Here is a 23885-nt window from a genome sequence, read left to right on the forward strand (position 1 = left end):
CTCAGGGAATCGGGCAGTGACCGTCCAGCGGTGCCTGCCGCGCCTGCGCCAGTTCGGTCGGCGTCGCCATGCGCTCCTGCGTCGGGTCGAACACGATGCGCGCCCGCACGTTGTCGCCGTCGCTGGCGTGGATGTTGGCGATGCCCACGAAGCGCAGCAGCGCCCGGCTGCGCTCGTCGTAGGCCACGTCGATGTGCGGCAGCGCAAACCCGATCCAGCCCGCCAGGCTCAGGCGGTACTGCCGCGCCGGGCGCCCTTCGACGGTGGCGTCGTCGATCCGCTTCACGCTGAACTTCAGCGTACCCAGCCGGCTGGGGATCACGAACGGCACGGTGTCCGAGTCGCCGCGACCGAGGCGGTCCCAATGGCTGCGGATCCAGGCGTCGAAGCCGGCGTCGATCACCGGCAGCGGGGTGGTATCCAGGGGCGCGCTGCGTTCGCTCGCTGCGGCGCTCTTGCGCACGAACACCACGCGCCCGTCGCCCGTGTGCAGCACGCCCTCGCGGTAGCCGGTGCGGCCGTCGACCAGTTCGAAATCCGGCGCCTGCGCATTGCCGTCCTCGTGCAGCAGCTTGCGCGCGAAGGGGCGGCCGTCCGGGCAGCGGTACAGCACCAGGCGCCCCGGTCCCTGCGCGTCGTCGAACAGCCAGTGCGACTCGCGATACATCAGGTGGCCGTCGCCGGTGGCATAGGCGCTGCCCTCGAGCTGGCGGATGCCGCCGATCGGCGTGGGTGTGTCGGCCAGCGCGGTGCCGGCGCAGGCGAGCAGCAGGGTCAGTGCGGCCGCACGGGTGGCCGGCAACGGGGCGATCGTCAAGCGCTTTCTCCAGGGCGGAAACGGGTCGGCGCGTCGCGGCACAGCGCGCGTGGCCGATGGTTTCTACGCAGGGGGTGCCGGCATGGATGCGGCCCGACCCGGCCCGGACCACGCCGAAAGCGGAGCGGACGGCTATGATAGGCAGTCCGTCGGGCGCGGCCGCAGCCGCTCGCCCGGCCACACCACACCGTCGGCCGGGCGATGCGCGCGCCGGCCCAGCAAAGCGAGGTAGTCCCATGGCACGCGGTATCAACAAGGTCATCCTGGTCGGCAATCTGGGCGCGGATCCGGAAGTGCGCTACACCGCTAGCGGCACGGCGATCACCTCGCTCAGCGTGGCCACCTCCGAGAGCTGGACCGACAAGCAGAGCGGCGAAAAGCAGGAGCGCACCGAGTGGCACCGGGTGAAGCTGTTCGGCCGCCTCGCCGAGATCGCCGGTGAGTACCTGAAGAAGGGCCGCCAGATCTACATCGAAGGCTCGCTGCGCACCGACAAGTACACCGACAAGCAGGGCGTGGAGCGCTACAGCACCGACATCGTGGCCAGCGAGATGCAGATGCTCGGCGGCGGCGCCGAGGGCGGCGGAATGGGCGGTGGTGGCGGTGGCGGCTTCCAGCAGCGCGGCCAGGGCGGCGGTGGTGGCGGCCGTTCCGGTGGCGGCGGCAACCGGGGCGGTGGCGGCGACTACAACCGCGGCGGCAACGACATGCCGCGCCAGGCTCCGGCCCCCGCCGACACCGGCGGCTTCGACGACGACGACATCCCGTTCTGATCGAACCGGCTCAGCCCTCGACAAAAAGCCCGCAGCGATGCGGGCTTTTTTGCTTGTGCGGGGGCGACGCGACTCAGGGTTGACCGACCACCAGCACGGTGAAGCTGCCCGGCAGCATCCCGGGCCAGCCGCGCGCGTTCTTCTTGGTGCCCGGGGTGGCGGTGGAGAGATAGAGACGGTGCGTCTGCGGATCAAGCGTCATGGTGCGCGCGCTCTTTTGCGTGGGGACGGTGGCGGCGACGGTGTAGTGGTCGGCGTCGTCTTCGTGCACGACGGTGATCGTGCCGCTGCGGCCGTTGGAGCTATAGGCCATGGCGGTGGCCGGATCGAAGGCCGCGGCGTCGGGGCCGTCGCCGATCGCCACCGTGGCGACCTGCTTGCCGGTGTTTGCGTCGGTCACCACCATGATGCGGTTGTCGCAGACCGAGAACAGGCGATGGTGCGCGTTGTCCAGCGCCAGCCCGCTGGGCGATTCGCACGGCGCCAGCGACCAAGTGTGCAGCACGGCGTTGCTGCGTGTATCGAGCTCGACCAGCTCGGCCTTGTCCTCGATGTTCACGTAGATGTGGCCGGCGCCGTCGGCCTGGGCGAATTCCGGCTTGCCGGGCAGGGTGATGGTGGCGATCACCGCGCGTTTGGCCGGGTCGATCACGCTGGCCGAGGCGCTGCGGCCGTTGAAGGTGAAGACGTGGCGCGAGGCTGCGTCGTAGAGGATCGCGTCCGGGTTCTGGCCGGTGCCGGCGATGGTGCCCAGCGGCTTCAGCGTGGCCAGGTCGAATACCGTCACCGAGGCGCTCGCGCCGTTGCTGGTGAAACCCTGCCCGAGATCCTCGGCGACGGCCACGCCGTGCACGCCGGCGGTGTCGGTGATGGTGCCGACCGGCTTGCCGCTGACGAGATCGACCACCACCACGCGGTCGCCGCGACTGACGAACAGATGCCGGTGCGGCGCATCCACGGAGAGGTAGTCCCAGCCGCCGGGGCCGCCCAGCGGCAGGCGGTCGATCACCTTCAGCGGAGCCGCGCCGCCGGCGTGCGCGGAAACGAGCGGCGCCAGCAGCAGGGCGAGGGCGGCGGGCAGGGCGGAGCGAAGCAGTGGCTTCATGGCGGTGGTTCCCTTGCGGTGAGTGAAGAGAAACAGGCGAACGTGAGGGCGGGGTCAGGTCGCCGCCCGGCGATGCCGGCGCAGCACGGCGTACAGCACCGGCATCACCAGCAGCACCAGCGGCACCTGCACCAGCAGGCCGGCGATGATCGCCACCGCCAGCGGCTGCTGCATCTGCGAGCCCTGGCCGATCGCCAGTGCCAGCGGCAGCAGGGTGAGCATGGCGGCGAGGGTGGACATCAGGATCGGCCGCGTGCGGTGCCGGCCGGCGCGATGCAGCGCATCGTGCAGCGGCAGCTCGCGCTGCGCATCGTCATCGTCGGCCTGCTGCAGCTCGGAGAAGTAGAAGATCGCCACTTCGGTGACGATGCCCACGATCATCGTCATGCCCATCATCGAGGAGATGTTGAGCTCGATGCCGGTGAGCCACAGCCCGATGAACACCGCCGGCAAGGCCAGCAGCGGCATCGCCAGGATCGCCAGCGCCACGCGGAAGCTTTCGTACAAAAACAGCAGCAGGGTGAACACCAGCGCGATCGCCGCCACCATCACGATGGTGAGCCCGCGGAACGCCTGCTGCTGCTGCTGATACAGCCCGCCAAGCTGGTAGAACATGCCCTTGGGCAGCACGCCCGGCCTGCCCAGTGCCGCCTTCACGTCGGCGATCGCCGAACCCAGGCTGCGCCCGCTGATGCGGCCGGTGACCGCGACCATGCGCTTGAGGTTGTCGCGGGTGATCTGCGGCTGGCCCTGCACCGGAGTCAGCGTGGCGACCTGCGACAGCGGCAGCAGATGGCCGTCGCCGGCGCGGATCGGCAGCGCGCCGATCTGCTCGATGTGTTGGCGCGCGTCGTCGGGCAGGCGTACGCGCACGCCGACCAGCTTGCCGCCGGTGGGCAAGCGCGCGGCCACGGTGCCGTCGACCGCCGCGTTGACCTGGTCGGCCACGCCGACCGGGTCGAGCCCCTGCAGCGCCGCACGGGCGGGATCGACGCGGATGTCGAGCGCGTCGCCGGCCGGGTTGATGCCGTCGCGCACACCGACCACGCCGTCGATCTTGCCGATCAACGCGGCCACCTTGCCGGCGGTGGCGCCGAGCTGTTGCGGATCGTCCCCGTACAGCTGCACCTCGATCGGCTGCGGCACGGCCACCAGGTCGCCGATCAGGTCTTCCATCAGCTGCGCCAGTTCGATGTCCAGCCCGGGCACCTGCGCCTCGACCTTGCCGCGTACCTGCTCCATCACCTGCTCGGTGCTGGGCCGCGAACCATTCCTGAGTCGCACGAAGAAGTCGCCTTCGTTGGCCTCGGTGAGGCCGCCGCCGAGCTGCAGGCCGGTGCGCCGCGAGTAGGTGTCCACGTTAGGATTGGCGCGGATGATCGCCTCGACCTGGCGCAGCAGGCGATCGGTTTCCTCCAGCGAGGTGCCCGGATCGGAGCGGTAATCGAGGATGAAGCCGCCCTCGTCCATGCTCGGCATGAAGCCGGTGCCCACCCGCGTATAGGCCAGCGCGCCCACGATCAGCAGCGGCACCACCAGCAGCAGGATCAGCAGTGGCCGCGCGAGCCACGCCTGCAGCGTGCGTTCGTAGCCGGCCATCATGCGCCGGGTGAAGCGCCCGGGCGGATGCTCGATGCGGTGGCGCCGGTCGAGGAAGCGCTCGGCCAGCAGCGGCACGGCGATCCAGGTCAGCAGGTAGGAGATGATCAGCGCGCTGGCCATGGTCAGCGACAGCGCCTTGAAGAACGCGCCGGTGACGCCGGAGAGAAACGCCAGCGGCAGGAAGATCACCACCGTGGCCGCGCTGGAGCCGGTCAGCGGCCGGGTGAACTCCCACGCCGCGCCGGCGATGCGTGCATGCGTCGGGTCGTCGCCGCTGTCGCCGCCCAGCCGGCGCATGATGTGTTCGAGCATCACGATCACGTCGTCGATGATCAGGCCCACCGCGGCGGCCATGCCGCCCAGCGTCATCATGTTGAAGCTCATGCCCAGCACGCGCAGCAGCAGCACGGTGATCGCCAGCACGGCCGGCACCACGATCAGCGCGATGAAGATCACCCGCGTGTTGCGCAGGAACACGAACAGCACCAGCCCCGCCAGCGCGATGCCGATCAGGATCGCGTCGCGCACGCTGCCGGCGGCATGGGTGACGAGCTGGGTCTGGTCGTACCAGTTGGCCAGGTTCACCCCGGCCGGCATCTGCGGGGCGAAGTCGGCCAGCCGCTGCCGCACCTCGCGGGCGATCTGCACGCTGTTGCCGTCAGGCTGCTGGTAGACCTGCAGCAGCACCGCGTTCTGACCGTCGGCGTTGACCTTGATCCACTGCGGCACGTGGCCCAGCCGGATCGTCGCCACGTCGCGCAGTCGCACCATGCCGCCGGGCGTAGCGCGCAGCACGATGTCGCCCAGCGCGGCGATCGACCTGGGCTGGTTGTCCGCCAGCAGCAGGTACAGCTTGTAGTGGTCGGATACGCGTCCCATCGCGTCGATGGTGGCGGCGCGGGTCACCGCGCTGCTCACGTCGGCGAGGCTCAGGTCGAACGCGCGCAGCTTGTCTGGATCGACATCGGCGTGGAACTCGGCCACCTCGCCGCCCTGCACGCCGACGCGGGCCACGCCGTTGATGCCGCTCAGCAGCGGGCGCAGCTGGTATTCGGCCAGGTCGTGCAGCGCGGCGGGCGAGAGCGTGTGCGAGCGCAGGCTGTAGGCCAGCACCGGGAAGGTGGTGGGGTCCATCCGCCGCGTCTCCAGCGCGGTGCCGGTGGGCAGCTGCGGCAGGATCTGTCCGGCCGCGGCATTCACCTCCTGCAGCGCGGCGGCCATGTCCGCGCCCCAGTCGAAGGTGACCGCGATCTCGGCGCTGCCGCGGCTGGTGGTGGAACGCACGTCGCGCACGCCGCGCACGCGTCGCACCGCCTCCTCCAGCGGCGTGGTCACCTCGATCGCCATCTGGTCGGCCGGGCGGTCGCCCGCATCCAGGGTCACCTGCACCCGCGGAAACGCCACGTTGGGGAACAGCGCCACCGGCATCAGGAACGCGCTGGCGATGCCGCCAAGCGCCAGCATCAGGGCGAGAAACAGCAGCGAGCGCCGGTGCCGCTGCATCCACAGCGAGAGATTCACCGCGCTGGCTCCTGCACGGCGTCGCCGTCGTGGAGTTCGTACACGCCCTGCACGATCACCGGGGCCTTCGCATCGAGCGGCCCGAGCACGCCCACCGGGTCGCCGTCGGGGCTGCGCAGGGTCACGTCCACGCGGCGGGCCTTGCCGTGGTCGAGCTGGAACAGGTAGTCGCCGTGCGCGTCGTGCAGCACGGCGTCGCGCGGCACCGCCCACGCGGTGACGTCGCTGGTCTCGATGGTGGCCCGCAGTGGCGCGCCGGCCACCAGCGTGGCGCCGGCCTGCGCCGGCAGGCTGACCCGCGCCGGCAGCAGGTGGCTCTGCGGATCGACCGCGGCGCCGATCATCGCCAGCGTGCCGTCGAGCGCGGGCGCGTTGCCGTAGACGCCGTGCAGGCGCACCGCCATGCCTGCGCGCAGCTTGCTGCCGTCGGACGGCTGCACGCCCAGCTCGGCGACCAGCGCCTGGTCCGGCGCGAAGGTGAGCAGCGGTGCGTTGGCGGCGAAGCGCTCGCCCTGGCCCACGCTGAGGGCGGTGACCACGCCGTCGGCGGGAGCCACGATGGTCTCCTCAGCGCTGCCGCCGCCGAGCGCGCGCTGCGCGGCCAGCGCGGCCTCGGCATCGGCCGCCGCCTTGCGCGCGGCGGCCAGCTGCGACTGCGTGGCCAGCCGCTGGGCGGCCATCTGTGATGCACGCGCCAGTTCGCTGCGCGCCAGCTGCGCCGCGCTTTGCGCCTGCTGGTAGGCGCTGCGCGCGGCCGGGTCGGGCGCGATCACCAGCAGCGGTTCGCCGCGGCGCACGCGCTGGCCGGCGCTCACCTTCAGCGCCTGCAGCTGGCCGCCGTGGCCCAGGCTGATCACGCGGGCGCGCTGCGGATCGCTGACCGCGCTGCCCCACGCGGTGACCGTGTCGTGGAAGCTCTGCTGTCTGGGCAGCGCGGTGCTGACCGTGACCACGCCGCGTGCGGCGGGCGCGCCATCGTCCTCATCGTCGCTGTCGCCATGGCTGCCGCCGCATCCGGCAAGCAGGAGCGCGAGCAGCGCAAGCGGCAAGAGTCGGCGAAGGGCGGGCGCGGCGCGGGTGGGCATCATGGCGTGTCGACTCGGGCAGAAGCGGAAGCGGGGGTGAGCTCGGTGCTGCCGAGCAGGGCGGTCAGCGCGATCGACGCGGTGGCCTGCTGCCGGGTTAGATCGAGCCGGTCGAGATCGGCGCTCAAGGCGCTGGCGCGGATGGTCAGGTAGGTGGGCCAGTCCAGCTCGCCCTGCTGCCAGCCGGATTCCGCCGCGCGACGCGCCTGCGCCAGCTCGCCGGCGTGGCGGCGCTGGGCGTCGGTGGCTGCGGTCAGCGTGCCGAGGTCGGCGGTCAGGCGCTGGATGTCGGTGCGCGTGGCGAGCACGCGGGCGGCGTAGTCGTCGCGCAGCTGCTGGCGGGTCGCGGTGGCCACGGCGATGTTGCCGCGGTTGCGGTCGAACAGCGGCAGCGTGATGCCCAGGGTGACGCCATTCGTGTAGACCGCGCTGGTGTCGCGCGCGGTGTTGAAGCCCAGCGTAATCGCGGGAAACTGCGCGCGGATCGCCCCGCGCAGCTCGGCTTCCTTCGAGGCGTAGCCTGCCTGCAGGGCGAGCAGGTCGGGACGGCGGCGCGGCAAATCATCCAGCGCCTGCCGCACCGCCGCGGGCGCTGGCTCCGCCTGCCACGGCGGCCCGACCAGGGTGATCGATGCATCCGGCGCCAAACCCAGCAGCGCGTGCAGGTCGGCCTCGACCTGATGCAGCGCCACGGCGTTGTCGGCAAGGCGCTGGCGGACGTCGGCCAGCGCATTCAAGCCGGCGCTGGCCGCGTCGTGGGTGAGGTTGCCGGCGCGCAGCGCGGCCTGCACCTGCCTGACCAGGGGCGCTACGGCGTCGCGCTCGCGCTGCAGCCGGACCTGCCGCGCCTGCAGCGTGGTCACCTGCTCAAACAGCAGTCGCGCCTGCGCCACGGTCTGCCACTCGGCCCACAGCAGGTCGAGATTGACCTGCTGCGCCTGGCTGCGCGCGGCGGCGACGCGCGACGAACGGGTGAGCAGGGCGCCGAGATCGGCGCTGATGCCCGCGCTGTAACCGGTGGTGAGATCGGCGGCGTTGCTGCGGGGGAAGTCCGCGCCGAGGTCGAGCTGCGGGTCTGGCAACAGGCCGGCGGCGAACGCCTGCGCGCGCGCCACGCCCAGCGCATCGCGCTTGCTGCGCAGGTCCGGATTGTTGGCCACCGCGAGCGTTGCCAGCTCGGTCACGTCCAGCCCGTCGGCGGGATCGAAACGATGCCCCGGCAACCACGCGCGTGCCGGCAACGGGGCGCTGAGCTGGCCTACGCTCGCGGCGCCGTGGCCGGCGGGCAGCGGCAGCGGGCGATACGTGGCGCAGCCGGCCAGCAGGGTGAAGGCCAGTGCAGACAGGCCGCGACAGACGCGAACCGCCGTGATCGGGCCGCGACCGGATCGCGCGATGGGGCATCGATGCATGAAGCTCTCTCAACCGGACGGATCGATGGGCACGGCGCCACCTGCGCGGTGGCGCGACAGACCACGAGCATGGCAGCGGCGCCTTTGCCCCAGCTTAGGTGTGGCATCGACCATCGCAGGCAGGGCGTGACGTAAGGTTGCGCCAAGGCGATGCGGTCATCATGGGGCAGCGGCAAGCGGAGGAGTCAGCGGCGTGCACATCATCCTGGTTGAAGACGACGCCCAGCTCGGCGCGGCGATCCAGCGCGCGCTGGAGCGCCTGAGCTACACCGTCACCTGGCTGCGCGACGGCCGCAGCGCCAGCGCGGCGCTGGCCGATCGCAGCGCCGACCTGGTGCTGCTGGACCTGGGCCTGCCCGGTCGCGACGGGCTGGAGGTGCTCACCACCGCGCGGCGCGACCACGTCGATACCCCGGTGATCGTGATGACCGCCCGCGACGGGCTCGAATCACGCGTGAAAGGGCTCGACGCCGGCGCCGACGATTACCTGGTCAAGCCGTTCCACCTGGACGAGCTGGCCGCGCGCATCCGCTCGCTGATGCGCCGCCAGCACGGCCGCGCGGTCAACCGCATCGAGGCCGGTGCGCTGTCACTGGACCTGGAGAGCGCCGAAGTGCGTTTCCGCGACGCGCCGGTGGAGCTGACCCGCCGCGAGTTCGCCCTGCTGCAGCAGCTGATGGAGCGTGCCGGGCAGATCGTGCGCCGGGAACACCTGGAGAATTCGATCTACGGGCTGGACAACGTGGTCGGTCGCGGCGCGCTGGAGGTGCTGGTGCACTCGCTGCGGCGCAAGCTGGGCGCCGACACCGTGCGCACCGTGCGCGGCTTCGGCTACATGCTGCCGCGGGAGCCGCAGTGAGCGCGGCGAGCCTGCGCTGGCGGCTGGGCTGGCTGGTCATCGCGACGCTGGCGGTGGTGCTGGTGCCGCTGGGCATCATCAGCTTCCGCGCCACGCTGGTGGAAGTGAACGAGCTGTCGGACGGCCGCCTGGCGCAGTCGGCGCGCACGGTCGACCTGCTGGTGCGCCAGGCGGGCATCGACGCCCTGCGCGCTCGCACGGATCGCGCGGTGCCCGCGCCACCGCGCCTGACCATCCCGGTGGCCGGCCACGAGGTGGAGACCGAGGTCGGCTTCCGCGTCACCGACGACGCCGGCGCGGTGCGGCTGGAGTCGGCCAATTTCGCCGATGTGCCGCGGGCCGCGGGGCGGGCGGAAGGTTTCGGTGAACTGGTGCTCGATACCATGCACTGGCGCACCTACACCCTGCGCGATCCGGCGCTGGGCATCACCATCCTGGCCGGCGAGCGCTACGACAGCCGCAACGACATCACCCGCGCGCTGTGGCTGGATCACGCGCTGCCGCTGCTGCTGGGCTTGCCGCTGGTGGCGGTGCTGGTGGGTTGGGCCGTGCGCCGCGGCCTGCGACCGCTCGATCGCCTGGCCGATGCGCTGCGCCGTCGCGCGCCCGGCAGTCGTGAACCGGTTGACCTGGCGCCGCTGCCACCGGAGCTGCAGCCGATGATCGCCGCGCTGAACGACCAGCTCGCCCGGCTGGAGGATGCGCTCGAGCGCGAGCGTCGCTTCAGTGCCGACGTGGCGCACGAGCTGCGCACGCCGATCGCCACCAGCCTGATCAACGTGGAGACGGCGATCGGCAGCCACGATCGCGCCGGCACCGACCTCGCGTTGACGCAGACCCAGCAGGCGCTCACCGTGCTGGCGCGACGGGTGGAGCAGCTGCTGGCGCTGGCCCGCATCGAGGCCGGCGCCGCCGCGGCGCACGCCCGGGTGGACCTGCGCGACATCGCGATGGAAGTGATCGACGAACTCGCGCTGCCGATCGCCGACTGGAACGTGGAGCTGTCGCTGGCGCTGCCGCCGCAGCCGCTGGTGGTCGAGGGCTTCGCTGCCGGGCTTGCCGCGCTGCTGCGCAACCTGGTGGAGAACGCGCTGCGGCACGTGCCGCAAGGCGGTGCCGTGGAGCTGCGCATGGAGCCACAGGCCGACACGGCGGTGATCGAGGTGATCGACAACGGCCCGGGCATTCCGCCCGAGCGCCGCGCCGAAGTGTTCGCGCGCTTCCACCGCGAGCCGGGCGGACGCGGCGACGGCTACGGACTGGGACTGTCGATCGTGCAGCGGGTGGCGCAGATGCACGGCGCGTCCATCGAGCTGGACGACGCTCCGGGCGGGCAGGGCCTGTGCGTGCGCGTGCGCTTTCCGCGGCAGTCCCGTCCGGCCTTGCATGCCGTTACTGCCACACCGTAACAGCCGTCCAGACGGCCGCGGCTGATTACTTGAAGTGGTGCACGAACCCCACCTGGAAGCCCCCCGGCAGCCAGCTGAGGATCAGTGGCGATTGACGATGAGCCGACCAGATGCCGATGCCGGTGCCCAGCGCGGCGCCGACCAGCACGTCGCTCTGCCAGTGGCCGCGCGTCTTCATGCGCGCCACCGCGTCGTAGGCGGGCAGCAGCGCCAGCGCGTAGATCGCGGGATGATCCTCGCCGTAGTTGACGATGAACGGTGTCACCGCGGCCGAGATCGCCGCCACCTCGCCGCTGGGAAAGCTCTGCGCGCTCGAGCTCTTGAACCACTGGTTGGGGCTGGCGGTCTGCGACGGGCGTTCGCGGCGGAAGCCGTACTTCATGCCGGTCGCGGCGATGCCGGTGAACACCATCGAGTCGACCGAGCGCCAGAATGTGTCGCCCAGCTTGCTGTCATCGCCCAGCGCGAGCGCACCCACGCCCACGGTGAGGATGCTGCCGTACATCAGCGCCTTCTGGTTGTTGCGGTTCCAGATGCCGCTGTTGTCGTAGTGAAGGCGATGGTCGATGCCGAACGGGCCGCCCGCAGCGTACGCGGTGCTGCCACTGGCGAGGGTGGCGAGAGAAAACAGGACGACGAATAGACGACGCATGATCAGGCTCCCCGTGCTTCGGGCGGCATACGCCCCTGCACGGGGGACGCTAGGCGCCGAGGCTTTCGCTCCGCTTACGTGGGAGGCAGCGTGCGCGTGTTCGGTTTGTGCCGGATTGACGAAGCTCAATCACGCCGATTGATCGTGCCCGGTGGCGAAGGTCGCCCGTTCAGCCCCGGAAAGGGGCAGCGCAACGGCGCAGCCTTCACGCTGCGAGGCGAAGCCGGCGTCGATCACGGCCATTACCGCCAGCGCCTCGATCGGCGCCACCGGCCACGGCGCCTCACTGGCGATGGCATCGCGCAGGGCGGCGTAGTAACGGCGCTGGTCGCCTGCGGCCAACGGCAGCGTGTGCGCATGGCCTTGCGCGTCGATCACGGTGAGCGGATCGGGATCTTCGCCCCAGCCGGGGGCTCCGGGTGAGAGGCCGGCCAGCAGTTGGGCTTCCTGGCGGTCGGCACCGGCCTTGACCAGGCTGCCGCGCGTGCCGTGCACCACGAAGCGCCGCGCACCACCGGCCGCCAGCATGCTGGCGTGCACGATCACCTGGCGCGCGCCGTAATCCAGCCGCACGTGCGCCCAGTCGTCGCTCAGGCCGCCCGCGCGCTGGATCGCGAGTGCGGCATGCACGCGCTCGGGCAGGCCGAACAGCTGCAGCGCCTGGTCGACCAGGTGTGGGCCGAGGTCGTACCAGATGCCCGCGCCGGGCGCGGACGATTCGCGCCAGCGGTCGCGCACGGTGGGGCGGTAGCGGTCGATGTGCGATTCGAAGTGCATCACCTCGCCGACCGCGCCCTCGTCGATGGCCTGTTTCACCGCGAGGTAGTCGCTGTCCCAGCGGCGGTTGTGGAAGACCGAGAGCTGGCCGGCGGATCGCTCCGCCAGCGCGACGAGCGAGCGCGCCTCGGCCAAGTTCAGCGCCATCGGCTTGTCGATCACCACGTGCCTGCCCGCGCGCAATGCATCGGCAGCCAGCGGCGCATGGGTGTCGTTGGGCGTGGCGATCACCACCACGTCGAGGCTGTCGTCGGCGATGAGGGCGGCCGGTGTTTCATGCACGCGAACCCCGGGCAGGTCGGCGTGCACCTTGCCGGCATCGCGTGAGGTGACCGCGGCGAGCTCGAGTCCGGGCGTGGCGCGGATCAGCGGCGCATGGAAGGTCTTGCCGGCGTAGCCGTAGCCGGTCAGGCCGAGGCGGATGGGTGGAGAGGCTGTCATGGTGGGTCCGGTGTCGAGCGCGCCTTGCATGCCCAAGACGCTGGATGACCGGCGTCCGCCGTTGAAAAGCGTCTCCGGCTTTCGCCGGGATGACGGTCGTGTAGCTTGAGGGCGAAGTGATCACATAGCTTCGTTAGGCTTTGCCACATCCAACGCGCAACGCAATAGTTGGCGCGCACTCCAAAGTCGTCATCCGGCGAAAGCCGGGATCCAGTGCCTTGTGCCGCGTTGCCTGCCTGCCACCCTCATCTTCGCGTGCCGAGCTCGGCCGGTCCGCTGCAAAAGACGAAAGCCCGCCAGGGCGGCGGGCTTTCGAGCTTGCCGAATGGGCCGTGGGCCTAATTCTCCCACTCGCCGTCATTGTTGCGGTTGGCATCCGGCAGATCGTGCTTCGGATCCAGTTCCACCTTGGTGATCGGCTGGTCGCCGTCCACGTGCACCACGTAGCTGGTGTGCTGCATCCAGGTCTCCACCGGCACGCGCACGTCGCGCTTGCTGCCGTCGGCGTAGGTGAGCTCCAGCGTGTTCGGCAGCACTAGTTTGTCGTGGTTGGACACGGTGATGTCCGCGCCCTTGCTCCAGTCGCCCTGGGTCGGCGCGACCTTGTCCACGCTCATGTCGAACTGCCAGTTGTGCGCGAACCAGCCGCGCCAGAACCAGTCGAGGTCTTCGCCGGTGTCGCTGGCCATGAAGCGGAAGAAGTCCGAGGGGCTCGGGTGCCGGTACGCCCAGGTGGCGATGTAGCGGCGGAAGGCCGGGTCGAAGCGTTCCGGCCCGATGATCTGCTCGCGCAGCAGCACCAGGCCGAAGGCGGCCTTGAAGTAGGTGATCGGGTGGCGGTATTTCTCCTTCACCGCGTCGGCGTAGGTCATCGGCGGCGGGGCGTCGGGATCGGCCAGGATCGCGGCGATCTGCTCGGCCGGCGTGCCCTTGCCCGGCGCGTATTCGCTGTCGCGCTTGGGCGCGAACTTGCCGCCGTCGAAGGCCTCGGCCTCGTACACGTCGACGAAGGTGTTGAAGCCCTCGTCCATCCACGCGTCGCGGCGCTCGTTGGAACCCACGATCATCGGGAACCAGGTGTGCCCGATCTCGTGCGCGATCAGCATGCGCAGCACCGGGCCGGCGGCCTTCTTGTGGTCGAAAGTGATGCCCGGGTACTCCATGCCGCCGGCGGTGCCCGCTTCGTTGATGGCCACCGGGTACGGATACGGGAAATAGGTCCTGGAGAAGAACTCCACCGACTTCTTGAGGTTCTGCGTGGCCACGCCCCAGGCCTTGTCGCCGGCGCTTTCCAGCGGATAGGCCGACATCGCCAGCGCGGTCTTGCCGCCGGGCAGGTTCATCCGCGCGGCGTCCCAGATGAAGGCCTTCGACGCGCCGAAGGCGACATCGCGGGTGTGCTTCATGGCGAAGTGCCAGGTCAGCGTGCCGCCCTGCTTCGGGCGCGAGGCCGGGTCAGTCACTTCCGCGGCGGAGCGGATCATCACCGTGGTATCGCTGTGGCGCGCCTGGTCCAGCCGCTTGAGCTGGGCTTTCGTCAGCACCTCCTGCGGATTGAGCAGCTCACCCGAGCCGACCACGATCATGTCTGCGGGCACGGTGACGCGGTAATCGAAGTCGCCGTATTCGAGATAGAACTCGCTGTTGAGGAAGGGCTGGGTGTCCCAGCCGCGCAGGTCGTCGTAGACGCATACGCGCGGGTACCACTGCGCCATCTCGAAGATGTTGCCCTGCTTGTTGGCGTTCCAGTCGGTGCGGCCGCCGAATTCGCCCGGCACGGTGTAGTCCCAGGTGATGTGCAGCTTGAGCTTGCCGTCGCGGGCCTTCAGCGCGGTGGGCAAGGTCACCTGCATGCGCGTGTCGCTGATCACCCACGCGGCCTTCTGGCGATGGCCGGATGCGTCTTCCACTTCCACCGAGCGTATGTGTTCGCCGTCGGTGAACTCGGTGGGGAATTTGTCTCCGCCAAAGGCGCCGCGGGCGTCGGTGCGATAGCGGTTCTGTTCCACCTGCAGCCAGATCACGTCCAGCGCGTCGGGGCTGTGGTTGGTGTAGGTGATGGTTTCCGTGCCGCTGAGCTGGCGCGCGGCCGGATCGAGCGTGGCCTGGATCGCGTAGTCGGCGCGGTTCTGCCAGAACAGCGGGCCGGGCTTGCCGCTGGCGTCGCGCATGGCGGTGGCCGGCTGCGGGTAAGCGAAGGGCGCGAAGGTTTCCTGCGGATCGAAGCGCGACGCGGGCGCGGCTCCGGCGGCGAGCGCGCCGGTGATGCTGGTGAACAGGAGAGCGGCGGCGAGCGGGCGGAGCAGCGGTGCAGTCATGCGGGCCTCGTGATGGTCAGGGCATGCCTCCCGCGCGGATCACGGCGAGCACGTCGTGGCAGGCGCCCATGGTGTGGTAATCGGTCTTGCCGGCGGGGCTCTTCTCGTCGCTCATCGCGCGGTTGTCGCGGGTGAGGATGCGGTACCAGGCGCCGTGGCGGTGATCGATGAAAGTGTGCCACGCGTATGCCCACAGCCGACCGTACCATTGGTCGTAGATTGCCTCGCCTGTGCGCACGTGAAGTCTTGCGGCAGCGGCCAGGCTCTCGGCCTGCACCCAGAAATACTTGTCGTCGTCGCACACGCGGCCATCCGGCGCGAAGCCGTAGGCGATGCCGCCGTAGACGTCATCCCAGGCGCGTTCCAGCGCCGTGTCGAACAGGTGACGCGCGGTAGGCGCCAGCCAGTCGGGCGCACGTCCTTGCGCCGCCAGCAGCGGTTCCAGCGTGAGCAGCAGCTTGGCCCACTCGGTGAGGTGGCCGGGCTGGAAACCCCACGGGCGGAACAGGTGCTTGGGGTCGTCGCGGTGGTAGTCCCAGTCCACGTTCCAGTGCGCGTCGTAGTGCTCCCACACCAGTCCGCCGGCCAGTGCGGCCTGGCGGCGCGTGATGTGGTCGGCGAGCGTGATGGCGCGATCGAGGTAGCGCACTTCGCCGGTGGCCTGGTGGGCGGCGATCATCGCCTCGCACATATGCATGTTGGCGTTCTGGCCGCGGTACGGACTGAACTGCCAATGCGCGTCGGCCTCGTCGCGGTACAGGCCGGCCTCGGCGTCCCAGTAGCGCTGTTCCAGCAGTTGCCAGGTCTCGTCCATCCAGGCGCGGGCTTCGTCGATGCCGGCCTTCACCGCGGTGGTGTAGGCCAGCAGAACGAAGGCCATGCCATAGGCGTGGCGGGTGACGTCCTCGGGCCGGTGGTCGCGCATGGTCCAGGCGTAGCTGCCGTCGGCGGCATCGCGATGCACGTCGCGCAGATAGCGCAGGCCGTGGCGTGCCTCTTCGAGGTAGTCACCGCGATCGAATTCGATCGCCGCCATCGCGTAGTTGAAGACGAAGCGCGTGCTGCTCACCAGGTGGCGGTGGCTGCGCTCGTAAACCGTGCCGTCGTCGCGGAAGTAATGGAAGAAGCCGCCGGCCGGGTCATGCGCGTGGGCGTCGTAGAACGCCATCGTCTGCGCGATGTGCTCGCGCAGGAACGTTTCGCTGCGCACGTCGGGCAGGGCGGGGATGGGGGCGGCGAGGGTCATGCGCGAACGGTCCACGGGGCAGGGCGGAAAACGGCACATCCCCGCCGCCGGGGCGGGGATGGCGGATGGGCGATCAGGCTCAGGCGACGCTGCGCACCTTCGAGCCGCTGAGGCCGTAGAACACGATGTACAGGTAGCACGCCAGCGGCAGCACGAAGGCGTGCTGCAGGCCGAAGCGGTCGGCCAGCATGCCCTGCAGCTGCGGGATCAGCGCGCCGCCGACGATCGCCATGATCAGCAGGCTCGACGCCTTGCTGGTCATCGGCCCGAGCCGCTCGATGCCGAGCGCGAAGATGGTCGGGAACATGATCGAGTTGAACAGGCCCACGGCGATCACGCTGTACATCGCCACGTTGCCGGTGGTGAGCATGGTGGTGGCCACCAGCACGGTGTTGATCGCGGCGAACAGCGCCAGCAGCTTGCGCGGCGAGAACCACGCCATGATCCACGAGCCGGCGAAGCGGCCCAGCATCGCGCCGCCCCAGTACAGCGACACGTACTTGGCTGCGTCGGCCTCGCTCAAGTGGCCGATCTCCGGCATCGACAGGTAGTTGACCATGTAGCTGCCCAGCGATACCTCGGCACCCACGTAGCAGAAGATGCCGATCACCCCGAACAGCACGTGGCGATGGCGCAGCACCTCAGCGAAACCGTGGCGTTCGTGGTCGCCCTTGTCGGTGGACTCGGTCAGCGCCGGCAGGCGGAACGCCCACACGAACAGCGCCAGCAGGAACAGCACCACCGCCAGCCCGATGTACGGGTACTGCACCGACTGCGCCTGCTGCGCCTGGTAGGCCAACTGGTCGGCCGGCGCCAGCGCGGCCAGTTCGGTCGGCGACTTCACCGCATTGGCGAGGATCAACACGCTGCCGAAGTACGGCGCGATGGTGGTGCCGAACGAATTCAGCGCCTGCGCCAGGGTGAGCCGGCTGGAGCTGGTCGCCTCCGGTCCGAGCAGGGCGACATACGGGTTGGCGGCCACCTGCAGCACGGTGATGCCGGTGGCCAGCACGAACAGCGCACCGAGGAAGGCCGGGTACAGGTGCAGCGCGGCAGCCGGCCAGAAGCCCAGTGCGCCTACGCCGGCGATCGCCAGGCCGGCCACGATGCCCTTCTTGTAACCCAGCGCGGCGATCAACCGGCCGGCCGGCATCGCCATCACGAAATACGCGCCGAAGAAAGTGAACTGCACCAGGATCGCCTGGGTGTAGTTGAGCTGGAACGTCGACTTCAGGTGCGGCACCAGGATGTCGTTCAAGCAGGTGAGGAAGCCCCACATGAAGAAGATCGTGGTGAGCACGCCCAGCGCGAGCGGGTAGGTGGTGTAGCGAGCGTTGCCGGACGCGGTCGATGCGGCGGCGGCGGGCGGAGCGGCAAAGGCCATGGCAGGGTTTCCCGATGGGCGAAGATGCAAGGGTGCCACAAGCCCCCGAATGCTCCAGCCGGAGCCGGGCCAAAGCCAGCAGCCGGGCGAATGTAACCGTTTCCACGGCATTCCCCATCGCGCGCTGCAACATCGTTGTGCGGTGCTACCTTGGGCGCCTCTTTTGGCTGCGAGTCCCCGTATGAGCAAGCTCCTCCGGAATGTCCGTTTCCTGATTTCCCTGATGGCCCTTGCCGGCGGCATCGCCACGGCTGCCGACCATGCTGCCGATGTCGATCCGCGCATCGGCACCGGCGGCGATGGCCACACCTTTCCGGGTGCCACGGTGCCGTTCGGCATGATCCAGCTCTCGCCCGATACGGCGATGCCGGACTTCAAGCACGGCTATAAATGGGCTGCCGGTTACCAGTACGGCGACAGCAGCATCCTGGGTTTCTCGCATACGCACTTTTCCGGCTCCGGCCACTCCGATCTCGGCGACGTGCTGGTGATGCCGCTGGCCGGCGCGGTGAAGCTCGATCCCGGCGACGCGGCCGTGCCGGGCAGCGGCTACCGCTCGCGCTTCAGCCACGCCAGCGAGGTGGTGCAGGCCGGCTACTACGCGGTGACGCTGGCGGACTCGGGCGTACGCGCCGAGCTCACCGCGGGCCGCCGCATAGGCTGGCATCGCTACACCTTTCCGGCCGGCCAGCCGGCGCACCTGCTGCTGGACCTGCGCCCCAGCATCTACGACTACCCCGGCAAGGTGCTGTGGTCGAACCTGCGCGTGCGCACCGACGGCAGCGTCACCGGCTGCCGCCTCACCAACGGCTGGGCGCCGGGGCGCACGCTGTGCTTCGCGATGCGCTTCTCGCAGCCGATGACCTCGCGCACGCTGTACGACCGCGACACCGATGCGCCGTACAAGGGCTTCAAGGGGCCCGGCCACCAGAGCGAGGATCACGACGCGCAGGACGGCCGCGCGCTGGAAGGCGTGTTCGATTTCGGCACGCTGAGCAAGCCGCTGGTGGTGAAGGTGGCGATCTCCACCGTGAGCGAGGCGGGCGCGCTGGCCAACCTCGATGCCGATGGCGCGGGCTGGGATTTCGATGCCCGTCGCCAGCAGGCGCACCGGGCGTGGAGCGACGCGCTGGCCGATGTCGACGTGGACGCGCCGGCCGTCGCGCGCACGCAGTTCTACACCGCGCTCTACCACGCGCTGCTCTCGCCCACGCTGAGCATGGACGTCAACGGGCAGTACCGCGGGCCGGATCACCAGGTGCACACGGCGAAGGGCTTCGACTTCTACTCCACCTGGTCGCTGTGGGACGTCTACCGCGCCCAGCAGCCGCTGATGGTGCTGCTGCATCCGGACAAGAGCACCGACTTCGTCCGCTCGCTGCTCGCCGCGCGCGCGGCCAGCCCGTTCGGCATCCTGCCGGTGTGGGCGTACGGCGGGCTGGAGACGTGGTGCATGATCGGCTATCACGCGGTGCCGGTGATCGCCGACGCCTACCTCAAGGGCGTGCGTGGCTTCGACGCCAACGAGGCGCTGCAGGCCATGGTGGCCAGCGCCAGCTACGGGCCGTACGGCGACCTCGCCGACTACATGAAACTCGGCTACGTGCCGATCGACCGCGAGCCGGAGGGTGCCTCCAAGACGCTCGAATACGCCTACGACGACTGGACCATCGCGCAGATGGCCACGGCGATGGGCAAGCGCGACGTCGCCGCCACCTTCGGCAAGCGCGCGGGCAACTGGCGCAACGCGTGGGATGCGAAGACCGGCTACATGCGCGCGCGGCTCGCCAACGGTGCGTTCCGCGAGCCGTTCGATCCGGCGGTGGCCGGCTACGGCAGCGATTACACCGAAGGCAACGCGTTCCAGTACTCCTGGTACGTGCCGCAGGACGTGCCCGGGCTGATTGAGGCGATGGGCGGCAAGAAGCAGTTCGTTGACAAGCTCGACGGCGTGTTCGACGCCAAGGTCGACCCCGCGCACTTCAAGCACGTGGAGGACATCACCGGCCTGATCGGCTGGTATGCCCACGGCAACGAGCCCAGCCATCACCTGGCCTATCTGTATGACTATGCCGGCGCGCCGGAGAAGACCCAGCAGCGCCTGAAACAGATCATGGACAGCCAGTACGCCGCCCGGCCGGATGGCCTGGCCGGCAACGACGACCTGGGCCAGATGTCGGCGTGGTATGTGTTCACGGCGCTCGGTTTCTATCCGGTGACGCCGGCCAGCGACGTGTACGCGATCGGCCGGCCGTTCGTGGCGAAGGCGGTGCTGCATCTGGCCGGTGACAAAACCTTCACGATTACCGCGGCACCTTTCGACGCCCTTCACCCCTACGTCGGCGAGATCACCCTGAACGGCCAGCCCCTGACGACGCCCTTTCTGCACCACCGCGACCTGATCGACGGGGGCGAGCTGCATTTCCGCATGATCGCCGCGCCCGCGGGCGCGGCAACGCAGGCGTCGCTGGCACGATGATCGCGGTCGGCGGCAAGGAAGCGGGCGGCTGCGGCCGGCCCCGCGCGGACGGGCAGGCGCCGGACGGCCCGCCGCGGCATGCCAGAATGCCGCGATACGTCTGTCCAGGACCCGTCCCGCAATGCCCATGAGGAACCTGAGCTTCCTGCGCTGGCGTGTGATCGGCCTGCTGTTGTCGGTCGCGGTGATCGTGGCGCTGCCCTACGTGATCACCCGCAACACCTCCACCGAGGCCCTGCGTGCGTCGGAGTGGGTGACCCATTCGTCCGAGGTGAAATCGATCACCTACCGCATCGCCTTTCTCAGCCGCGATGCCGAGGCGGCCACCTATCGCATCGTGATGGCCGGCGAGGACAAGGATGCGCAGGAGCGCCTGGACGACGCGACCAGGCAGATCTCCAAACTGATCTGGCAGCTGCGCGACTACACCCGCGACAACGCCGACCAGCAGGCGCTGGTCGGCTCGCTGGAAACCACCGTCAACGGCCGCGCCACGCTGATGTGGCAAGCCCTGTGGCGCGCGCGGCACGGCGATCGCGAGGGTGCGGAAAAGGCGCTGGTCGATGCCGGCAGCCTGTTCGTGATCGGCGACGTGCTCGACAAGATCGTGTCCACCGAAGACCAGCTGCTCACCGCGCGGCGCGAGGCGGCGGCCGCGCAGTCGTTCAACTACAAGCTGGTACTGGGCATTGGCGCCCTGGCGCAGGTATTGCTGCTGGGGATCATCGTGGTGGTGTCCGAGCGGCAGATCGGCCAGCGCCTGCGCGCCGAGGAGCGCGAGAGCCTGGCGGTGCGGCGCTCGCGGCAGATCGTGCAGGCGGTGCGCGAGCCGATCGTGCTGCTGGACGGCCGGCTCAACACCCTGCTGGTGAACACCGCCTTCGCCGAGCTCTACGGCCTGGACGCCGAGGAGCGGCGTTCGCTGCCGCTGGCCGAGCTGGGCGGCGGCGCGTGGAACGACGGCCCGCTGCTGCAGCGCCTGTCCGACGTGATGTCGCGCGATCGCGAGCTGTGGGATTACGAGCTCAACCAGCGCACCGCCGACGGTGCCGACCGCCGCGTGGTGATCAACGCTCGTCGCCTGCAACAGGAGTCCGACGCACCGGCCCTGCTGATGACGGTGAGCGACATCACCGTGCGCGCCCTGGTGGAGAAGCAGGTCAAGGAGCTCAATCGCCAGCTCGAAGGCAAGGTGGAGCAGGTCTCCGACGTCAACCGCGAGCTGGAGGCGTTCAGCTATTCGGTATCGCACGACCTGCGCGCGCCGCTGCGGCACATCGCCGGTTTCGCCGGCAAGCTGGAGCGCCACCTCGGCGAGCGGCTGGACGAGAAGGGCCACCACTATCTGGAAGTGATCTCCAGCGCCGCCCAGCGCATGGCCCAGCTGATCGACGACCTGCTGGTGTTCTCGCGGCTCGGTCGCGGCGCCATGCGCATGCAGCCGGTGGACATGCAGTCGCTGGTGGAGGAGGCGCGCGCGCTGACCGAAACCGACACCGCCGGTCGCCGCATCGAGTGGAAGATCGCTCCGTTGCCGGTGGTGGTAGGCGACGAGAACATGCTGCGCACCGTGTGGCAGAACCTGATCGGCAACGCCGTGAAATACACCGGCCAGCGCGAGCTGGCGAAGATCACCGTCGACACGTCGCGCGCCCCCGGCGGCGACTACCAGTTCACCGTCGCCGACAACGGCGCCGGGTTCGACATGGAATACGCCGGCAAGCTGTTCGGCGTGTTCCAGCGACTGCATCGCGCCTCGGAATTCCCGGGCAACGGCATCGGCCTGGCCAACGTGAGGCGCATCGTGGCCCGCCACGGCGGGCGCGTATGGGCCGAGGGCGAGCCGGGTCAGGGCGCGCGCTTCCATTTTTCCCTGCCAGCCTCTGAAGCCGGCGACACTCGTAGACAGGACCGTTCATGAACGACCGTTTCATCCGCACCATCCTCCTGGTGGAAGACAGCCAGGCCGACGCCGAGATGGCGATGGACGCCCTGCGCGAGGCCAATCTGGTCAACCCGGTGGTCCACCTGGAGGACGGCGTCGACTGTCTCGACTACCTCTACGCCCGCGGCGCCTGGGCCGATCGCGAGCGGCTCGATCCGGCGGTGGTGCTGCTGGACATCAAGATGCCGCGCATGAACGGCCTGGACGTGCTCACCCAGATGCGCGCGGACGAGCGCATGCGGCGCATCCCGGTGGTGATCCTGTCCTCCTCGCGCGAGGAGAGCGACCTGGCGCGCAGCTGGGACCTGGGCGTGAACGCCTACGTGATCAAGCCGGTCGACGTGGACCAGTTCTTCGAGGCGGTGCGCACGCTCGGCCAGTTCTGGGCGGTGCTCAACCAGGCCCCCGAGCTGGACTGAGCCGGTTCAGGACACGGAAACCGCCGCGCGCTAACGTGCGGCAGTCAGGGACGGTATCTCCGGGATGCATCCATGCCCAACAGCTTGAACCGCGCGATGGCCACCATCCGCATACTGCAGGTCGAAGACAGTGCACTCGACGCCGAGCTGGTGCTGGGCGAGCTCGATGCCGACGGCTTCGACTACGAGGTGCTGCTGGTCGACGACGAGCAGCCGTACGTCGAGGCGCTGGAAACCTTCCAGCCGGACATCGTGCTGTCCGACCTCAGCATGCCGGGCTTCTCCGGCCAGCGCGCGCTGGAACTGCTGCGCGCGCGCGACGACGACACGCCGTTCATCTTCATCTCGGCCACGCTGGGCGAAGAGGCGGCGATCGAGGCGCTGCGCAACGGCGCCACCGATTACATCCTCAAGCAGAATCCCGCGCGGCTGGCCAGCGCGGTGCGCCGCGCGCTCAGCGAGGCGGAGGCGCAGCGCGCCGCGCGCCGGGCCGAGTCGGAGCTGATCCGCGCGCAGCGCTTCGAGGCGCTGGCGATGCTCGCCGGCGGCCTCAGCCACGACCTGCGCAACCTGCTGCAGCCGCTGCTGTTGGCCGGCGACAGCCTGCAGGACTACGCCGACGATCCGCGCCTGGCGCGGCTCGGCGCGCTGGTGCGCGACTGCGGCAAGCGCGGGCTGGACATGGTGCAGTCGATGCTGTCCTTCGCCCGCGGTGCGCGCCGTGCCGAGCAGGTGCGGCTGGGCGGGCTGCTGGAGGCGCTGGACCTGCTGCTGCAGGGCTCGCTGCCCCGTTCCATCGCGATGGAAGTGGCGCTGGATGATCCGGACCTGTCCTTCGAGGGCAACCACACCGAGTTGCAGCAGTGCCTGCTCAACCTCTGCCTCAACGCGATCCAGGCGATGCCCGACGGCGGCCACCTGCGCATCGCCTCGTCGCGCTGCCGCCTGCCGGAGGATTTCTTCCTGCCCGGCGAGGAGCCACGCGACGGCGAATACCTGTGCCTGGTCGTCGCCGACACCGGCGAAGGCATGGATGAGGACACGCTGGAGCGCCTGTTCGAGCCGTTCTTCACCACCAAGAAGACCGGCACCGGCCTGGGCCTGCTCTCGTGCAAGCGCATCGTGGCCAGCCACGGTGGCGTGATGCGGGTGGAGAGCCGTCCCGGCGAGGGCACCCGCTTCCAGCTCTACATCCCGTTGACCGAGCTGCGCGACGACGCCGCGGCCCAGGCGCTGGACGGCGACAGTTTCGAGGGCAATGCCGAACGCGTGCTGGTGGTGGTGGAAGAGGCTGCCCAGCTCTCGCTGCTGTCGGACATGCTCGACGCCTACGGCTACCAGGTGCACACCAGCCAGAGCGGCACCGCCGCGCTGCAGTGGATCGAGTCGCACGGCGTGCCCGAGGCGGTGGTGATGGACGCGGAGATGAACCTGTTCACCGGCGTGCGCACGCTGGCCGCGCTGGTCGACCACGGCTACAACGGGCCGGTGCTGCTGCTGGCCCGGCCGGACGCGCCGCCGAACCTCGACGAGCTGCCGGCGCTCGATCACCTGCACGTGGTGAACAAGCCGGTGACCACCCGCGCCCTGCTGCTCTCCCTGCGCAAGGCCCTGGGAAGCAACGAGGCCGCCTGAGCGGCG

At 69.8% G+C, this 23885-nt stretch carries 17 protein-coding genes; 7 read left to right on the forward strand and 10 right to left on the reverse strand.

The window, feature by feature from the left end:
- Window position 1: 1 nt before the first annotated feature.
- Window positions 2-817 carry a hypothetical protein gene (locus ISP17_RS03890; RefSeq protein WP_404630220.1) on the reverse strand — a complete coding sequence of 272 codons (816 nt, stop codon included), beginning with the start codon at window positions 815-817 and terminating at the stop codon, window positions 2-4.
- 236 nt (window positions 818-1053) lie between these two features.
- Between ISP17_RS03890 and ssb the strand changes: the two genes are divergently transcribed.
- The gene (gene ssb, locus ISP17_RS03895; protein WP_404630222.1) at window positions 1054-1590 is read left to right on the forward strand and encodes a single-stranded DNA-binding protein; all 537 of its coding nucleotides are present in this window, start codon (window positions 1054-1056) and stop codon (window positions 1588-1590) included.
- Window positions 1591-1663: 73 nt separating this feature from the next.
- On the opposite strand, the gene ISP17_RS03900 is transcribed toward ssb, so the two are convergent.
- Genes ISP17_RS03900 through ISP17_RS03915 form a run of 4 tightly spaced genes read right to left on the reverse strand, consistent with a single transcriptional unit; the run spans window position 1664 to window position 8315 of the window.
- Window positions 1664-2695 carry a YncE family protein gene (locus tag ISP17_RS03900; RefSeq protein WP_404630224.1) on the reverse strand — a complete coding sequence of 344 codons (1032 nt, stop codon included), beginning with the start codon at window positions 2693-2695 and terminating at the stop codon, window positions 1664-1666.
- A gap of 54 nt (window positions 2696-2749) precedes the next feature.
- Complete coding sequence (locus tag ISP17_RS03905; RefSeq protein ID WP_404631417.1) at window positions 2750-5800, reverse strand: efflux RND transporter permease subunit; 3051 nt, start codon at window positions 5798-5800, stop codon at window positions 2750-2752.
- Between the two features lie 14 nt (window positions 5801-5814).
- Window positions 5815-6906: an efflux RND transporter periplasmic adaptor subunit gene (locus ISP17_RS03910; protein WP_404630226.1), complete on the reverse strand. Its 1092-nt coding sequence runs from the start codon at window positions 6904-6906 to the stop codon at window positions 5815-5817.
- On the reverse strand, window positions 6903-8315 hold the full coding sequence (locus ISP17_RS03915) for a TolC family protein (RefSeq protein ID WP_404630228.1): 1413 nt from the start codon (window positions 8313-8315) through the stop codon (window positions 6903-6905). The genes ISP17_RS03910 and ISP17_RS03915 overlap by 4 nt, the downstream gene beginning before the upstream one ends.
- 193 nt (window positions 8316-8508) lie before the next feature.
- On the opposite strand from ISP17_RS03915, the gene ISP17_RS03920 reads away from it, so the two are divergent.
- Together ISP17_RS03920 and ISP17_RS03925 are read left to right on the forward strand one after the other, a co-directional pair.
- Window positions 8509-9174 carry a response regulator gene (locus ISP17_RS03920; protein WP_404630230.1) on the forward strand — a complete coding sequence of 222 codons (666 nt, stop codon included), beginning with the start codon at window positions 8509-8511 and terminating at the stop codon, window positions 9172-9174.
- Window positions 9171-10583: an ATP-binding protein gene (locus ISP17_RS03925; protein WP_404630232.1), complete on the forward strand. Its 1413-nt coding sequence runs from the start codon at window positions 9171-9173 to the stop codon at window positions 10581-10583. Before ISP17_RS03920 ends, ISP17_RS03925 begins: the two co-directional genes overlap by 4 nt.
- Window positions 10584-10608: 25 nt before the next feature.
- On the opposite strand, the gene ISP17_RS03930 is transcribed toward ISP17_RS03925, so the two are convergent.
- The 5 genes from ISP17_RS03930 to fucP all read right to left on the reverse strand — a co-directional run bounded on the left by ISP17_RS03930 (window position 10609) and on the right by fucP (window position 17401).
- Window positions 10609-11235, reverse strand: coding sequence for a phosphatase PAP2 family protein (locus ISP17_RS03930; RefSeq protein ID WP_404630234.1), 627 nt, complete (start codon window positions 11233-11235; stop codon window positions 10609-10611).
- Window positions 11236-11364: 129 nt separating this feature from the next.
- Window positions 11365-12453: an oxidoreductase gene (locus tag ISP17_RS03935; RefSeq protein WP_404630236.1), complete on the reverse strand. Its 1089-nt coding sequence runs from the start codon at window positions 12451-12453 to the stop codon at window positions 11365-11367.
- A 338-nt stretch (window positions 12454-12791) separates the two neighbouring features.
- Complete coding sequence (locus tag ISP17_RS03940; protein WP_404630238.1) at window positions 12792-14771, reverse strand: M1 family metallopeptidase; 1980 nt, start codon at window positions 14769-14771, stop codon at window positions 12792-12794.
- A 16-nt stretch (window positions 14772-14787) separates the two neighbouring features.
- Window positions 14788-16017, reverse strand: a complete 1230-nt coding sequence (locus ISP17_RS03945) for an AGE family epimerase/isomerase (protein ID WP_404630240.1) — start codon at window positions 16015-16017, stop codon at window positions 14788-14790.
- A 79-nt stretch (window positions 16018-16096) separates the two neighbouring features.
- On the reverse strand, window positions 16097-17401 hold the full coding sequence (gene fucP / locus ISP17_RS03950; RefSeq protein ID WP_404630242.1) for an L-fucose:H+ symporter permease: 1305 nt from the start codon (window positions 17399-17401) through the stop codon (window positions 16097-16099).
- A 181-nt stretch (window positions 17402-17582) separates the two neighbouring features.
- Here fucP and ISP17_RS03955 point away from each other — a divergent pair, with 181 nt between their 5' ends.
- The 4 genes from ISP17_RS03955 (at window position 17583) to ISP17_RS03970 (ending at window position 23879) form a co-directional block, all read left to right on the forward strand.
- The gene (locus ISP17_RS03955) at window positions 17583-19880 is read left to right on the forward strand and encodes a GH92 family glycosyl hydrolase (protein ID WP_404630244.1); all 2298 of its coding nucleotides are present in this window, start codon (window positions 17583-17585) and stop codon (window positions 19878-19880) included.
- A gap of 127 nt (window positions 19881-20007) precedes the next feature.
- Window positions 20008-21801 (forward strand): sensor histidine kinase, encoded by a 1794-nt coding sequence (locus tag ISP17_RS03960; RefSeq protein ID WP_404630246.1) that lies wholly within the window; start codon window positions 20008-20010, stop codon window positions 21799-21801.
- Complete coding sequence (locus tag ISP17_RS03965) at window positions 21798-22244, forward strand: response regulator (RefSeq protein WP_404630248.1); 447 nt, start codon at window positions 21798-21800, stop codon at window positions 22242-22244. The genes ISP17_RS03960 and ISP17_RS03965 overlap by 4 nt, the downstream gene beginning before the upstream one ends.
- A gap of 72 nt (window positions 22245-22316) precedes the next feature.
- Window positions 22317-23879 carry a hybrid sensor histidine kinase/response regulator gene (locus ISP17_RS03970; RefSeq protein ID WP_404630250.1) on the forward strand — a complete coding sequence of 521 codons (1563 nt, stop codon included), beginning with the start codon at window positions 22317-22319 and terminating at the stop codon, window positions 23877-23879.
- The last annotated feature ends 6 nt before the right edge of the window (window positions 23880-23885 follow it).

It is taken from the genome of Dyella ginsengisoli (assembly GCF_044904665.1).
Taxonomy (GTDB): Bacteria; Pseudomonadota; Gammaproteobacteria; order Xanthomonadales; family Rhodanobacteraceae; genus Dyella_A; species Dyella_A ginsengisoli.

Coding starts and splice junctions, on each gene's coding strand:
- ssb (WP_404630222.1), top strand. CDS start 1,054: ATGGCACGCGGTATCAACAAGGTCATCCTGGTCGGCAATCTGGGCGCG.
- ISP17_RS03900 (WP_404630224.1), bottom strand. CDS start 2,695: ATGAAGCCACTGCTTCGCTCCGCCCTGCCCGCCGCCCTCGCCCTGCTG.
- ISP17_RS03905 (WP_404631417.1), bottom strand. CDS start 5,800: ATGCAGCGGCACCGGCGCTCGCTGCTGTTTCTCGCCCTGATGCTGGCG.
- ISP17_RS03910 (WP_404630226.1), bottom strand. CDS start 6,906: ATGATGCCCACCCGCGCCGCGCCCGCCCTTCGCCGACTCTTGCCGCTT.
- ISP17_RS03915 (WP_404630228.1), bottom strand. CDS start 8,315: ATGCATCGATGCCCCATCGCGCGATCCGGTCGCGGCCCGATCACGGCG.
- ISP17_RS03930 (WP_404630234.1), bottom strand. CDS start 11,235: ATGCGTCGTCTATTCGTCGTCCTGTTTTCTCTCGCCACCCTCGCCAGT.
- ISP17_RS03935 (WP_404630236.1), bottom strand. CDS start 12,453: ATGACAGCCTCTCCACCCATCCGCCTCGGCCTGACCGGCTACGGCTAC.
- ISP17_RS03940 (WP_404630238.1), bottom strand. CDS start 14,771: ATGACTGCACCGCTGCTCCGCCCGCTCGCCGCCGCTCTCCTGTTCACC.
- ISP17_RS03945 (WP_404630240.1), bottom strand. CDS start 16,017: ATGACCCTCGCCGCCCCCATCCCCGCCCTGCCCGACGTGCGCAGCGAA.
- fucP (WP_404630242.1), bottom strand. CDS start 17,401: ATGGCCTTTGCCGCTCCGCCCGCCGCCGCCGCATCGACCGCGTCCGGC.
- ISP17_RS03955 (WP_404630244.1), top strand. CDS start 17,583: ATGAGCAAGCTCCTCCGGAATGTCCGTTTCCTGATTTCCCTGATGGCC.
- ISP17_RS03960 (WP_404630246.1), top strand. CDS start 20,008: ATGAGGAACCTGAGCTTCCTGCGCTGGCGTGTGATCGGCCTGCTGTTG.
- ISP17_RS03965 (WP_404630248.1), top strand. CDS start 21,798: ATGAACGACCGTTTCATCCGCACCATCCTCCTGGTGGAAGACAGCCAG.
- ISP17_RS03970 (WP_404630250.1), top strand. CDS start 22,317: ATGCCCAACAGCTTGAACCGCGCGATGGCCACCATCCGCATACTGCAG.